12 protein-coding genes and 1 pseudogene are annotated in these 13,528 nt (G+C 47.1%); 12 read left to right on the forward strand and 1 reads right to left on the reverse strand.

All coding sequences use genetic code 11. The features are described 5' to 3' along the window. Nucleotides 1-21: 21 nt before the first annotated feature. The 5 genes and pseudogenes from surE (at nucleotide 22) to rlmD (ending at nucleotide 4,527) form a co-directional block, all read left to right on the forward strand. On the forward strand, nucleotides 22-816 hold the full coding sequence (gene surE / locus QMF28_RS03760) for a 5'/3'-nucleotidase SurE (protein ID WP_281743338.1): 795 nt from the start codon (nucleotides 22-24) through the stop codon (nucleotides 814-816). 29 nt (nucleotides 817-845) lie between these two features. Continuing rightward, nucleotides 846-1,469: pseudogene (locus QMF28_RS03765) on the forward strand (protein-L-isoaspartate(D-aspartate) O-methyltransferase); the annotation flags it as partial. Nucleotides 1,470-1,506: 37 nt separating this feature from the next. Then, nucleotides 1,507-2,268 (forward strand): peptidoglycan DD-metalloendopeptidase family protein, encoded by a 762-nt coding sequence (locus QMF28_RS03770; RefSeq protein ID WP_281743339.1) that lies wholly within the window; start codon nucleotides 1,507-1,509, stop codon nucleotides 2,266-2,268. A 17-nt stretch (nucleotides 2,269-2,285) separates the two neighbouring features. Next, nucleotides 2,286-3,107, forward strand: a complete 822-nt coding sequence (locus QMF28_RS03775) for a 3'-5' exonuclease (protein WP_281743340.1) — start codon at nucleotides 2,286-2,288, stop codon at nucleotides 3,105-3,107. Further along, a complete protein-coding gene (rlmD, locus tag QMF28_RS03780; RefSeq protein WP_281743616.1) occupies nucleotides 3,100-4,527 on the forward strand; it encodes a 23S rRNA (uracil(1939)-C(5))-methyltransferase RlmD in 1,428 nt (475 codons plus the stop codon). Before QMF28_RS03775 ends, rlmD begins: the two co-directional genes overlap by 8 nt. A gap of 362 nt (nucleotides 4,528-4,889) precedes the next feature. Here the strand turns inward: rlmD and QMF28_RS03785 are convergent, their stop codons facing one another. Further along, nucleotides 4,890-5,591 (reverse strand): Bax inhibitor-1 family protein, encoded by a 702-nt coding sequence (locus tag QMF28_RS03785; protein ID WP_281743342.1) that lies wholly within the window; start codon nucleotides 5,589-5,591, stop codon nucleotides 4,890-4,892. Between the two features lie 261 nt (nucleotides 5,592-5,852). On the opposite strand from QMF28_RS03785, the gene ndk reads away from it, so the two are divergent. Genes ndk through der form a run of 7 tightly spaced genes read left to right on the forward strand, consistent with a single transcriptional unit; the run spans nucleotide 5,853 to nucleotide 13,394 of the window. Then, nucleotides 5,853-6,278 (forward strand): nucleoside-diphosphate kinase, encoded by a 426-nt coding sequence (gene ndk / locus QMF28_RS03790; protein ID WP_068321117.1) that lies wholly within the window; start codon nucleotides 5,853-5,855, stop codon nucleotides 6,276-6,278. Between the two features lie 42 nt (nucleotides 6,279-6,320). After that, complete coding sequence (gene rlmN, locus QMF28_RS03795; protein ID WP_281743343.1) at nucleotides 6,321-7,517, forward strand: dual-specificity RNA methyltransferase RlmN; 1,197 nt, start codon at nucleotides 6,321-6,323, stop codon at nucleotides 7,515-7,517. A 26-nt stretch (nucleotides 7,518-7,543) separates the two neighbouring features. Next, nucleotides 7,544-8,812, forward strand: a complete 1,269-nt coding sequence (ispG, locus tag QMF28_RS03800; RefSeq protein WP_281743344.1) for a flavodoxin-dependent (E)-4-hydroxy-3-methylbut-2-enyl-diphosphate synthase — start codon at nucleotides 7,544-7,546, stop codon at nucleotides 8,810-8,812. 28 nt (nucleotides 8,813-8,840) lie between these two features. Continuing rightward, on the forward strand, nucleotides 8,841-10,169 hold the full coding sequence (gene hisS, locus QMF28_RS03805; RefSeq protein ID WP_281743345.1) for a histidine--tRNA ligase: 1,329 nt from the start codon (nucleotides 8,841-8,843) through the stop codon (nucleotides 10,167-10,169). Nucleotides 10,170-10,216: 47 nt separating this feature from the next. Continuing rightward, entirely contained in the window at nucleotides 10,217-10,876 is a 660-nt protein-coding gene (locus tag QMF28_RS03810; RefSeq protein ID WP_281743347.1) for a YfgM family protein, read from the forward strand. Next, complete coding sequence (bamB, locus tag QMF28_RS03815) at nucleotides 10,876-12,033, forward strand: outer membrane protein assembly factor BamB (RefSeq protein ID WP_281743618.1); 1,158 nt, start codon at nucleotides 10,876-10,878, stop codon at nucleotides 12,031-12,033. The genes QMF28_RS03810 and bamB overlap by 1 nt, the downstream gene beginning before the upstream one ends. Then, a complete protein-coding gene (gene der / locus QMF28_RS03820) occupies nucleotides 12,030-13,394 on the forward strand; it encodes a ribosome biogenesis GTPase Der (RefSeq protein ID WP_068321132.1) in 1,365 nt (454 codons plus the stop codon). The genes bamB and der overlap by 4 nt, the downstream gene beginning before the upstream one ends. Nucleotides 13,395-13,528 lie beyond the last annotated feature (134 nt).

Raw genomic sequence — 13,528 nt, forward strand, 5'->3', positions numbered from 1 at the left:
ACCAGAAAGAACTAAATAGTCATGAGTAATCGTCAACCTCACATCTTGGTTTCCAATGATGATGGCTATTTAGCTCCTGGCCTATTGGCTCTGGTTAATGCGGTACGTCCTTTGGGTCGTATTACGGTGATCGCTCCCGAGCAAAACCATAGTGGCGCATCAAATTCATTAACACTCTCAAGACCGCTCTCAATTCATCGGGTTGCTGGTGGCGAACGTGATGGCTTTTTCTTTATCAATGGCACGCCGACCGATTGTGTGCACGTTGCCATGACTGGTTTCCTAGATGAAAAGCCTGACTTAGTGATCTCTGGTATTAATCAAGGTGAGAACATGGGTGAAGACACCCTGTACTCTGGTACGGTAGCCGCTGCTATTGAGGGTGTGATGTTTGGAGTGCCCGGTATTGCATTCTCACAAATTGATCGTGGCTGGAATCGTATTGAAGATGCCGCTAAAGCAGCGCACGATGTAGTAGCGCAAATGCTGGTGTCTGCCTTAAGCAAGAATCATGCTGATGGCGTAGCAACACTGCTGAACGTCAATATTCCAAATCGTCCTTACGCTGATCTTTATCGTTGGCGCGTAACCCGCCTGGGTAATCGCCATCATTCACAGCCAGTAGTAGTGCAAGATAGCCCTCGCGGTGACAAGATTTACTGGATTGGCGCTGCGGGTGATGTCAAAGAGGGCTCCGAAGGTACTGACTTTCATGCGATCGCTGAAGGCTGTATTTCTATCACGCCGATGCAGTTAGACTTAACGCATCATGCGCGTTTAGCGGCTATGCGCGCAAATGGATGGGATCGCGGTTGAAGGCTCCAACAGAACGCTTTGCTGCCTATCGGCAAGCGCTAGCTGCAAAAGTGCATGCTGGCGGTGTTAAGCATGGCAAAACTTTAGAGGCCATTGCTACCGTTCCAAGACATGCCTTTATGGATGCCGGTTTGCATGCGCAGGCTTACGAAGATACTGCCTTGCCTATCGGTCATGAACAAACCATCTCTAAGCCATCCGTAGTGGCTCGCATGATTGAATTGCTTCATAAGCCTAAGCACAAGCTTGGCAAAGTTCTAGAGATTGGAACTGGTTGTGGTTATCAAGCGGCAGTTCTCAGTTTGCTAGCAGATGAGGTTTACTCAATTGAGCGTATACGCCCACTGCATGACATGGCTAGAGCGAAGTTACGCCCATTTCGGATTAATAATCTGCGCCTGATCTATGGCGACGGTATCTTGGGCTTACCTCAGGCGGCACCATTTGACGGGATCATCTTAGCTGCAGCAGGTTTGGGCATTCCGGATGCCTTATTGGACCAGTTGGCGATTGGCGGTCGCCTAGTAGCTCCAGTTGCCAAAAATGACAAAGAGCAGCAGCTTGTGATGGTGGAGAGAATGAGTTCTCAGCGCTATCAAAGAACTGTGCTGGACGGGGTCTTTTTTGTCCCCTTACAATCAGGGGTAGTATGAGTTTTATGATGAATTCAACAATTCAGAAACCAATTTAATGCCAAGTACCTTATTTAAGCCTTTCTTCGTTGCGCTCATTTCCGCATCTTTGACGTTGATGGTGGGTTGTTCTACGCCCCGTACGAAGCCTGCTAGCGTGACTGATCGCAGCGGTGGATCGAGTGAGCCAACGCCACCTGGTTACTATCGGGTTAAAAAAGGCGATACCTTAGCGCGCATTGCTTTAGATAATGGTCAAGCGCCACGTGATGTTGTGCAATGGAATAAAGCAGCTAATCCTAGTTTCAATCCGAATGTGATTGAGGTTGGCGATTTGATTTTGATTAAAGCGCCCGCAGGATCTAAGTCTGCACGTGTTGCGGATAAGAAACCAGCAGCAGACAAGTCAGATTCACCTGCGGCCTCACCAGAGCCAGCAAAATCTGAAGTCGTGGCCGAACCAGGCATCCGTTTATCTTGGCCAGCTAAAGGCAAAGTCATTGCTGAATTTAGCGAGACCAATAAAGGTATTGATATTGCCGGTAAAGTCGGCGAACCTGTTCTTGCAGCATCTGATGGCAAGGTGGTCTACGCAGGTAATAGTTTGCGTGGCTACGGTAATTTAGTCATTGTGAAGCATGACAATACTTATCTCACTGCTTACGCCCACAACAGCAAGCTCTTAGTAAAAGAGGGTGATGCTGTTCGTAAGGGTCAGAGGATTGCAGAGATGGGCGATACAGATGCCAATGCAATCAAGTTGCACTTTGAATTACGCGTTAACGGAAAACCAGTAAATCCAACGCCGTATCTACAGTAATGTTGCCTTAAGTAAGTATGGCGACCGTTCTCGTATTCGATATTGAAACCATTCCTGATGTAGCGGGATTGCGTCGTCTGGAAGATTTTCCGGAATCCATGAGCGATACCGAAGTGGCTAGCAAAGCCATGGCCGATCGTGCCGCTAAAACCGGCAGTGAATTTCTGCCCTTGTTTCTGCAAAAGATTGTCGCTATATCTTGCGTGATTCGCAGGACTACCAAAGAGGGATTGCCACAAATTAAAGTGGGTACCCTAGGCACCCCACAAGATGATGAAAAGGTTTTGGTTCAAGCCTTCTTTGACCTCATTGAAAAATACACACCACAATTGGTTTCTTGGAATGGCAGTGGCTTTGACTTACCGGTATTGCACTATCGCGCTCTAGCAAATCACATTCAAGCACCACGTTATTGGGAGATGGGCGAGAGCCAAGAGGCTGATAGCCGTGAATTTAAGTGGAATAACTACATCAGTCGTTATCACATGCGTCATCTCGATATGATGGATCTATTAGCTAAATTCAATGGTCGCGCCAATGCGCCTCTTGATGGCTTAGCTAAGTTATGCGGCTTCCCAGGCAAAATGGGCATGGACGGCAGCCAGGTATGGCCCGCGTATCAGGATGGCAAGATTAATGATATTCGCCGTTACTGTGAAACTGATGTGGTCAATACTTATCTCATGTATTGCCGCTTTCAGTTGCTGCGAGGTGGCTTCTCTCTCGAGGAGTACCAAGAAGAGATTGAGTTTGTAAAAGTCTATTTAGAAAAAGAAGCCAAAGAGCCAAATGGCGCTCAATGGCAAGAATATCTCCAGGGTTTTTCAGCCGATGCGTAGAGGTGATAAGCCAGTCAATATTGAAGTGACTGAGCCAATCAAAGTTGAAGCCTTAGATCTTGATGCTCAAGGGATTGCGCGCTTAACGCCTAATGAGGAAGAGCTTGCCCAAGGTCAAAGTGGCAAAGTCATCTTCATTAAAGGCGCGTTACCAACTGAGCTAGTAACTTACACCATCACCAGTGATAAAGCCCGTTTTAGCAAAGCTAAAGTTCGCGATATTCTGAAGCCTGCTGTGTTTCGGGCTGAGCCCAAATGCAAAGCCTTTGGTGTTTGCGGTGGCTGCACGATGCAGCATTTAGATATACGTGCGCAAGTTGCTATGAAGCAGCGTGTACTAGAGGATGATCTACAACATATTGCCAAAGTAAAGCCAGGGGAAATTCTGCGTCCTATGGGCGGGCCTACCTGGGAATACCGTCATCGTGCGCGCCTCAGTGCAGTTAATCGCTCTATCAAAAAAGGCACGGTACTCATTGGCTTTCACGAGGGTAAGAGTGGCTATGTGGCTGACATGCTGGCCTGTGAGATTTTGCCTAAGCACGTATCCGACTTGCTACCAGAGATGCGCAAATTGGTGATGGGTTTATCTATCGTCGATCGTATGCCGCAAATTGAAATTGCCATTGGCGAGCCAGAAGATTCTCAATCGGATGATCCTAAAAAGTCAAAACCAGTTACCGCCTTGGTGTTTCGTAATCTCAAGCCCCTAACGGCTGATGACGAGCAACTGCTGCGAGAGTTTGCTGATCGACATCAGGTGTGGATATGGCTCCAGCCTAAAGGTATTGAGACGGTTGCGCCGTTTTATCCCGAGACTGGCAAGCTTTGTTACCGGCTACCTGAATTTGAAATCGAGATGCCATTTAAACCTGCGGACTTTACGCAGGTCAATCACATGATGAATCGCGCATTAGTGAGTAGGGCGATTCGCTTGCTTGAGGTAAAGTCAACCGATCGTGTGCTCGATTTATTCTGCGGCATTGGTAATTTCACCTTGCCGCTTGCCAGAAAAGCAAAAGAAGTTTTAGGCATAGAAGGTTTAGCAAGCTTAACCACTAGAGCAAAAACCAATGCTGAACATAACGGCCTGGTGGATAAAGCAAGTTTTATACAAAGCGATTTGTTTGAAGTGACGCCAGAAACGATTGCATCTTGGGGAAAGGCGGAGCGCTGGTTAATGGATCCACCACGCGAAGGTGCAATGGAAATTTGCAAGGCGTTAGCTGAATTACATCTTCAGCAAAGTGACTTGCTCCCTCAGCGCATTGTGTATGTTTCCTGCAATCCCAAAACGCTAGCAAGGGATGTTGAGATCCTGTGCCATCAAGCAGGCTACTCCTTGAGTAGCGCAGGGATCATCAATATGTTCCCTCACACCTCCCATGTGGAGTCTATAGCGGTTTTTGATCGCCCCTAGTCATCCAAGTCATTGATTAAGCGGTATTTTCACCCTTAACTGCCCTAGATTGCCCTAATTTAGTGCGTAAAGCCTAAATCCAGTGCGCCTGGTAAATACTTCACCTCAATCCAAGAGTAGATTGAACTTGTGCAGAGATGTATTGCTGCCAAACCCGTAAATTACTTTTGGGAGTTTGTCATGAAAGCCTCAGATAGTTTTGCCCTCTTATTCGTTTTGATGGCACTGTCTTATGTTGTGAGTATGTTTGTTGCTATCTAACATCTATACGCAAACAATTCACACGAAGCTTATTTTGTAGTAAATAAAAAGGCGCCCGCAGGCGCCTTCAGAGAGCATCACACTTCAGTTTTTAGTATTGCTTAGTCTTTGTTACCGCCAACAATACCCAAGAGGGCAAGTAAGTTGGTGAAGACGTTATACACATCTAAGTAGATAGCTAATGTAGCCATGATGTAGTTGGTCTCGCCGCCGTTGATCACGCGCTGTACATCAACCAAGATAAAGGCTGAGAAGATTGCGATAGCTAGAACCATCACAGTCAGCATCAAAGCAGGTAACTGCAGCCAGATGTTTGCCAATGAGGCAACGATCAACAGCAGTACGCCAACCATGAGCCACTTGCCCATGCCAGCAAAGTCGCTCTTGCTTACAGTTGCAATGGTTGCCATAGTGGCGAAGATTGCAGCAGTGCCGCCGAATGACAGCATGATGAGTGTTGCGCCATTGCTGTAGCTGTTCAGTGTGAAGCCAACCAAGCGAGACATCATGATGCCCATGAAGAAGGTAAAGCCTAGGAGCAGGAGTACACCTACACCAGTATCTTTATTCTTTTCAATTGCCCAGAAGAATCCAAAGGCAACTGCCATGAACACGATAAAGCCAATGAATGGGCTACCAGCGAAGAGATCCAATCCCATGGCAACACCGAGCCAGGCGCCAATGACAGTAGGCACCATGGATAGCGCTAAGAGCGCATAGGTATTGCGGAGTACGCGGTTGCGTACTTGGACGGTACTGATTGAGCCGGTTTGGCCAAAGCCGTAAGAGTTCAGATCACTCATATTGACTCCTTCTTTTTTCATAGTTATTACAAGAGCCCATATAGGGCTGTTGTCAGTAAGTATAGACAAAACACCTAAATTTCAAGCCCCCATATGAAAGACCCACAAATTAAAGGCTTATGCCTTGTAAATTCAAGGGCTTAGCCCTACAGACATAGGGGTAAATACGGTCAGGCAATGTATAATTCGGGGGTCGCTGGAGTGGGGTGGCTTATTGCCCCAACCTGGCAAATACCTTTGAAATCACTATTGGAGTCTTGAATGGCAATTGAACGCACCCTTTCTATTATCAAACCTGATGCTGTCGCTAAAAACGTCATCGGCAAAATCTATGACCGTTTCGAATCTGCTGGTTTGAAGATCGTTGCTTCCAGAATGGCGCATTTGTCACAAAACGAAGCTGAGCAGTTCTATGGCGTTCACAAAGATCGTCCTTTCTTCAAAGACTTGGTGAGCTTCATGATCTCCGGTCCTGTCATGATTCAAGTTTTGCAAGGCGAAGGCGCTATTGCTAAGAATCGCGACTTGATGGGCGCTACTGATCCGAAGAAAGCAGAAAAAGGCACAATCCGTGCTGACTTTGCTGACAGCATTGATGCAAACGCTGTTCACGGTTCTGACGCTCCTGAAACAGCTGCTGTGGAAGTTGCATTCTTCTTCCCTGGCATGAATGTTTTTAATCGTTAATCACTGATTAACCGATTAGCCATTTATCTATAAGTAGTCGCATTGACCTCCCCGCGCGTAAATCTCTTAGATTTTGACGCTGACCAAATGGCAGCGTATGTCGCGGGGTTGAATGAAAAGCCCTTTAGGGCAAAGCAGCTCATGCAGTGGATACATCAACGTGGTGTATCAGATATAAACGACATGAGTGATTTAGCAAAAAGCTTTAGAGCAACTTTGCTAGATAAGGCAGAAGTACTTTCTCTCCCCGTAATTAAAGATGAGCATGCGCTAGACGGCACCCGCAAATGGTTGCTGGACGTGGGCGCTGGCAATGCGGTGGAGTCAGTCTTTATTCCTGAGGATGATCGAGGCACTTTGTGCATCTCTTCTCAAGCAGGTTGTGCCGTTAATTGCCGTTTTTGCTCAACAGGGCATCAAGGCTTCTCGCGCAATCTCACTTCCGGTGAAATCATCGGTCAACTTTGGTTTGCTGAGCATCTCTTGCGCAATGATCCAGAGGCTATTCGCCGCATCGAAAAATTTCCTACTCCAGGCTGGGAACATACAGGTCGTGTGATTTCTAATGTGGTGATGATGGGAATGGGTGAGCCATTACTCAATTACGACAACGTTGTTTCTGCATTGCGCCTCATGCTTGATGACAGGGCTTATGGTTTGTCCCGCCGTCGTGTGACCGTTTCAACATCAGGCGTAGTGCCGATGATTGATCGTCTGGCGCAAGATTGTCCAGTGGCATTGGCAGTTTCCTTACATGCGCCGAATGACGCATTGCGTGATCAACTAGTGCCGTTGAATCAAAAATATCCTCTACGTGAATTGCTTGATGCTTGTGAGCGCTACTTGCCATTTGCACCAAGAGACTTTTTAACTTTTGAATATTGCATGCTCGATGGTGTGAATGACTCTGACATCCAAGCAAAAGAATTGGTGCGCTTGCTTAGAAACATTAAGTGCAAAATCAATCTCATTCCATTTAATCCGTTCCCAGAGTCTGGTCTCAAGCGTTCGTCAGCCCAGCGTGTGAATGCCTTTGCGGGCATTCTCCTAGATGCCGGCATGGTGGCGACAGTGCGCAAGACTCGTGGCGATGATATTGCTGCCGCCTGTGGCCAGTTGGCAGGGGATGTAGTCGATCGCACCCGAGTTCGTGAACGTGATGTCCACAGTGCCGAAATTGAAATTGCTGAAGTTAAATCAAATGAGCGCCCAATTGAGTGGCTCAAAAAATTAAATTAAAGATTAGATCCTAGTCACTAGATCAAATGAGCACGAATAATTCTTTGCCACCATTGCCGTTAGGTCCAGCACCTAAGCGAGCCACGCGTCAGGCAACTGTCGCCTGGAAAACCAACATCATTACTGTTGGCGGAGATGCTCCGGTTCGTGTGCAGTCAATGACGAATACCGACACTGCCGATGCAGTTGGCACGGCAATTCAGGTAAAAGAATTGGCGCGCGCTGGTTCAGAGATGGTTCGTATTACCGTCAATACGCCAGAAGCTGCTGCTGCAGTTCCTTATATTCGTGAGCAGTTAGACAAAATGGATGTCTTGGTACCGCTCATTGGTGACTTCCACTACAACGGCCACACTTTATTAAATGATTTCCCAGAGTGCGCAAAGGCGCTCTCTAAGTACCGCATTAATCCAGGTAATGTAGGCAAGGGCGCGAAGCGTGATCCACAATTTGCCCAAATGATTGAAGCTGCATGTAAATACGACAAGCCGATTCGTATTGGTGTGAACTGGGGCAGCTTAGATCAAGACCTCTTGGCTTCGATCATGGATAGTAATGCGGCTTTAGTAGTCCCAAAAACAGCGCAAGAAGTGATGATTGAGGCTTTGATTCAGTCTGCTTTGCAGTCTGCAGAAAAAGCGGTTGAGTTGGGTATGAACCCTGATCAAATTTTGTTGTCTTGCAAGGTAAGTAATGTGCAGGACTTGGTTGCGGTATATCGTGATCTCTCTCGTCGCTCTGACTATCCATTGCATTTGGGTTTAACCGAAGCAGGTATGGGTAGCAAAGGTATTGTTTCTTCAACCGCCGCAATGGGCATCTTGTTGCAAGAAGGTATTGGCGACACGATTCGAGTTTCGCTAACACCTGATCCAGGCGCTCCTCGCGAAAACGAAGTCATTGTTGCGCAGGAGATATTACAAACCATGGGCTTGCGTAATTTCACGCCGATGGTGATTGCTTGCCCAGGTTGCGGTAGAACAACTAGTACCACTTTCCAAGAATTAGCAGCCAATATTCAGTCCTACTTACGTCAACAAATGCCGGTTTGGAAGAAAACCCATCCTGGTGTTGAGAATATGAATGTGGCCGTCATGGGATGCATCGTCAATGGCCCAGGTGAGAGTAAGCATGCCAATATTGGTATTTCCTTGCCAGGTACAGGAGAAACCCCGGCCGCCCCAGTGTTTGTAGATGGGGTTAAAGTAAAAACGCTGCGTGGTGAGAGAATTGCCGAAGAGTTTCAGGTGATTGTGGATGAATACGTCAAACAAAACTACGCGGCTAAGATTTAAATAAAGCAATAACAAAACAATAATAAAAATGACTGATCAAAACGCACAAGCTAAAGTTCAAAAAACGCAGAAGATTAACGGCGTACGCGGCATGAATGATTTGCTGCCAGCCGATGCTGCTCAGTGGGCGCATCTTGAACATGTTTTGCGTGACCTCACGCGCGCTTATGGCTATGAGTTTTTGAGAACGCCTATTGTGGAAGCAACGGCAGTATTTCAGCGCGGCATTGGTGAGGTGACCGATATCGTTGAGAAGGAAATGTATTCCTTTGAAGATCGCTTGAATGGCGAGCAACTGACTTTGCGCCCTGAAGGTACTGCTGCATTAGTACGTTCCGTGATTGAAAACAATTTGCTGTACGAAGGACCAAAGCGTCTTTGGTACACAGGTCCGATGTTCCGTCATGAGCGTCCACAGCGTGGTCGCTATCGCCAGTTCCACCAGTTCGGTATTGAGGCCTTGGGCTTTGCTGGACCTGATATCGATGCAGAAATTATCCTCATGGGTCAGCGCCTATGGGATGAGCTTGGTCTGAAGGGCGTTCGTTTAGAGATTAACTCTCTGGGTCAAGCAACTGAGCGTGCAGAGCATCGTGCAGCCTTGGTAACGTACTTTGAGAAGAACAAAGCGCAGTTAGACGAAGACTCACAACGTCGTCTGATTACAAATCCTTTGCGCATTTTGGATTCTAAGAATCCAGAGATGCAGACTTTTATCGAAGGTGCGCCGAAGTTGTTGGATTTCTTGGGTGAAGAGTCGCTGAAGCATTTCAATGCGGTACAAGCTTTGCTTAAGGCGAATAACATTCCTTGCAAAATTAATCCCCGCTTAGTTCGTGGCTTAGATTATTACAACCTCACTGTATTTGAGTGGGTAACTGATGAGTTAGGTGCGCAAGGCACTATCGCTGGTGGTGGTCGCTACGACCCCTTAATCGAACGCATGGGCGGCAAAGCAGCTCCGGCTTGCGGTTGGGCAATGGGTATGGAGCGCGTTCTGGAGCTCATGAAAGTTTCTGGCTCATTGCCGGAAACTCAGGCGCAATGCGATATATTTGTTTTGCACCAGGGCGGCGAAACTTTAACTGCTGCCATGATTATTGCCGAGCGTTTACGTAGCGCCGGCATTGATACCATTCTTTTCTGCCCTCCAGATGGTCAATCCGCTAGCTTTAAGTCCCAAATGAAGAAGGCGGATAGTAGTGGGGCTGCCTTTGCGGTCATTATTGGCCCTGATGAATTGGCTAAGAGCGAGGCTCAACTCAAGGATCTGCGAGGTACAGGTGAACAGAAGTCTGTTCCTTTGGATGATGTCTTGGGGGCAGCAATTGATGCCCTGGTAGGCGCCTCCGAATAGAATTAGCCTAATACCTATAAATTACTTATTAATTAGTTTGGATTGACATGCCTTTAGATCTAGAAGAACAAGAACAATTAGACCAATTCAAAGCGTTTTGGCAAAAATATCGCAATCTCATTACAGGCGTGATTACTGCTGCTTTATTTACCTATGCTGCTTATAGTGGTTATCAGTGGTGGCGCAATAGTCAGGCGCTTGAAGCCTCCAAATTATATGAAACGATGGTTGGTGCAATCGCTAAGGGCGATAAAGATCAAACCTTGCGCGCTGCAGATGATTTGCAAAAAGATTTTGGTCGTACACCGTATGCGGCGATGTCTAGCTTAATTGCTGCTCGTATCGCATCAGATGCTGGTGATGGCAATAAAGCGTTAGATTATTTGCGTTGGGCTGCTAAGAATGCTTCTAACGATGGCTACTTGGCATTGGCAAAGTTACGCTTAGTGACGCAGTTAATTGAGCTGGGCGGAGAAAAGGATTTTGCCGAGGCAGATCAAATTCTGAATCAGAAGCCTATCGCTGGTTTTGAGTCCCTCTGGCTTGAGCGCCGTGGTGATTGGTATTTGGCGCAAAAGAGAAATGATCAAGCAAAGCAGAGTTATCAAGATGCTTGGAAGAAGTTAGACCAGGCAAAAGAATTTCCAGAGGAGGCGCGTCGCCTCTTGAAGGTTAAATTGGATGCTGTTGGAGGAGTTTCTCAGTGATGACTAAAGAGATGAAGCGTTTGCCGATGCGCCTAGGCGCTGCCTTGATATTGGGTTCCGTGGTAATAGCTTTAGTCGCTTGTTCTGGCAGCTCTCGCGTGAGAAAGCCTGCCGAACTGACTACGGTTACGAATCAATTTGATTTGCAGCCAGTATGGTCCACTAGCGTAGGTTCATCAGAAGGCTTTAACTTTCATCCTATTGTTGCTGGTGATGCTGTATATGCTGCTTCTCATCGAGGTAACTTAGTTAAAATTGATTTGGCTTCAGGCAACAAGGTGTGGGAAGCTTCTGTTCCTGAGCGCTTATCAGTTGGCCCTGGTTCTGATGGCCGCACTACGGTTGCTGTAACTACCAAAGGCACTGTCTATGCTTATGACGACACAGGCAAGCAGATTTGGAAAGTCAGTGTCGGCAGTGAAGTATTGAGTGAGCCAGTAGTTGCGGGTGGCGTAGTGATTGTGCGCGCTTTAGACAATCGTTTTGTTGGGTTGGATGCGCAAACTGGCGCCAAAAAATGGACCTATCAGCGTCAGCAGTCCGCTTTGTCATTGCGTGTAGGTTATGGCATGTTGGCTATTGGTAACGAGGTGATTGTTACTGGCTTTGCGGGTGGACGTTTTGGCATGATTGCGATTGCCAATGGCGGTTTAGTGTGGGAGACCCCGGTATCGTTTCCAAAAGGATTTTCAGAAATTGAGCGCTTGAATGACGTTACTGCTAAACCTAGTATGGAAGGCGAGATTCTCTGCGCGGTTTCTTATCAAGGCCGCATTGGTTGCGGTCAGGCGCGTACAGGCAATCTTTTATGGTTTAAGGATTACTCAAGCTATACCGGTACTTCCCAAAGTACGGACATGGTTTTCTCGGCCAACGATAAATCCTATGTCACTGCTTTTGCAACTAAGGACGGCACTCGGGTTTGGGAAAATACTCAGTTAATTTACCGTGACGTCGGTGAGTCGCTTGCAGTGGGTAGAGTTTTGTTAATGGGTGATGCTCAAGGTTACATCCATGCATTTTCACAGGCGAATGGTGAGATGGTTGCACGTATTCGTCACGACAGTAGTCCAATCTCGGCCGCCCCTATTGCAGTAGGTGGCCTCATCTTGATTCAATCTCAAGGTGGAAAAATAGCGGCGTACAGTCCAAAATGAATCCAGTCATCACTATCGTCGGTCGTCCCAATGTAGGGAAGTCGACTCTCTTTAATCGCTTAACGCGTTCACGTGATGCATTGGTGGCGGATTTTTCTGGTTTAACCAGAGATCGACACTACGGCAAAGGCCGCATTGGTGAGCGTGCATTCATTTGCGTAGACACCGGTGGTTTTGAGCCTGTTGCAAAGACCGGCATCGTTGCCGAAATGGCAAAGCAAACTAAGCAGGCCGTTGCTGAATCTGACATTGTGATTTTCTTGGTCGATGGTCGCTTAGGAATGGCGCCACAAGATCGTGTCATCGCAGACTTCTTGCGTAAGACCGGTCGCCCAGTCATTCTGGCTGTCAATAAAACTGAAGGCATGCAAGCCGGCGTTGTCACGGCAGACTTTCATGAGTTGGGTTTAGGTGAGCCTTTCCCAATTTCTTCTGCTCACGGTGATGGTGTGCGTGGTTTGATTGATGATGCATTGGATTCTCTAGGCATCGCAGAACCAGATGAAGATGAATTAGCAAACGATCCAAATCGCCCAATGAAGATTGCGGTGGTGGGTCGTCCAAACGTGGGTAAATCCACATTGATCAATAAGTTGATCGGTGAAGAGCGTGTTATTGCATTTGATATGCCGGGTACAACGCGCGATGCGATTGAGGTTCCCTTTGAGCGCAACGGCAAGCCATACATTCTGGTTGATACCGCAGGTCTGCGTCGCCGTGGCAAAGTATTTGAAGCGATTGAAAAGTTTTCTGTTGTTAAGACCTTGCAAGCAATTGCTGACTGTAATGTCGTGATTTTGATGTTGGATGCGCAACAAGATATTTCTGAGCAAGATGCCCATATCGCAGGATTTATTGTTGAAGCTGGCCGTGCGCTAGTGGTGGCAGTGAATAAGTGGGATGGTATTGATGCGTACGTAAAAGAACGCGCTCGCTTAGAGATTGCACAAAAACTACGTTTCTTAGATTTTGCAAACGTTCATCCGATCTCAGCCAAAAAAGGCACAGGTCTTAAAGAGCTCTTTAAAGACGTAGATTCTGCATACGCTGCTGCTATGGCTAAGTTGCCGACTCCACGTTTGACTCGTATCTTGCAAGAAGCAATTGAGCATCAGCAGCCAAAACGCGTTGGCATGGGACGTCCTAAATTGCGTTATGCCCATCAAGGGGGCATGAACCCCCCAATTGTGGTCATTCATGGCACATCCTTGAGTGGGGTCACTGATAGCTACAAGCGATACTTAGAAGGTCGCTTTAGGGACGTCTTTAAGTTACGCGGTACGCCTTTGCGGATTCAGATGAATACCGCCAAAAACCCCTACGTGGATGCTGATAAAAGCAAAAAGGGCAAAAAGCGTTAATTTGGGATAAGCTTTTACCTTCAAGTTGATATGGGCTTGATTTTTTCGTAAATCAGACCAATATAGAGGGCTCGAGTAGAAGTTGTCGTAAAGATTGATATTTAATTAAAAAAGCAAGACTCCGAAAAAAGTAG

Origin of the sequence: Polynucleobacter yangtzensis (assembly GCF_027924165.1) — a bacterium.
In the GTDB taxonomy this organism is placed as follows: Bacteria; Pseudomonadota; Gammaproteobacteria; order Burkholderiales; family Burkholderiaceae; genus Polynucleobacter; species Polynucleobacter yangtzensis.

Coding starts and splice junctions, on each gene's coding strand:
- QMF28_RS03770 (WP_281743339.1), top strand. CDS start 1,507: ATGCCAAGTACCTTATTTAAGCCTTTCTTCGTTGCGCTCATTTCCGCA.
- QMF28_RS03810 (WP_281743347.1), top strand. CDS start 10,217: ATGCCTTTAGATCTAGAAGAACAAGAACAATTAGACCAATTCAAAGCG.
- rlmD (WP_281743616.1), top strand. CDS start 3,100: ATGCGTAGAGGTGATAAGCCAGTCAATATTGAAGTGACTGAGCCAATC.
- bamB (WP_281743618.1), top strand. CDS start 10,876: ATGACTAAAGAGATGAAGCGTTTGCCGATGCGCCTAGGCGCTGCCTTG.
- QMF28_RS03785 (WP_281743342.1), bottom strand. CDS start 5,591: ATGAGTGATCTGAACTCTTACGGCTTTGGCCAAACCGGCTCAATCAGT.
- der (WP_068321132.1), top strand. CDS start 12,030: ATGAATCCAGTCATCACTATCGTCGGTCGTCCCAATGTAGGGAAGTCG.
- surE (WP_281743338.1), top strand. CDS start 22: ATGAGTAATCGTCAACCTCACATCTTGGTTTCCAATGATGATGGCTAT.
- ispG (WP_281743344.1), top strand. CDS start 7,544: ATGAGCACGAATAATTCTTTGCCACCATTGCCGTTAGGTCCAGCACCT.
- hisS (WP_281743345.1), top strand. CDS start 8,841: ATGACTGATCAAAACGCACAAGCTAAAGTTCAAAAAACGCAGAAGATT.
- ndk (WP_068321117.1), top strand. CDS start 5,853: ATGGCAATTGAACGCACCCTTTCTATTATCAAACCTGATGCTGTCGCT.
- QMF28_RS03775 (WP_281743340.1), top strand. CDS start 2,286: ATGGCGACCGTTCTCGTATTCGATATTGAAACCATTCCTGATGTAGCG.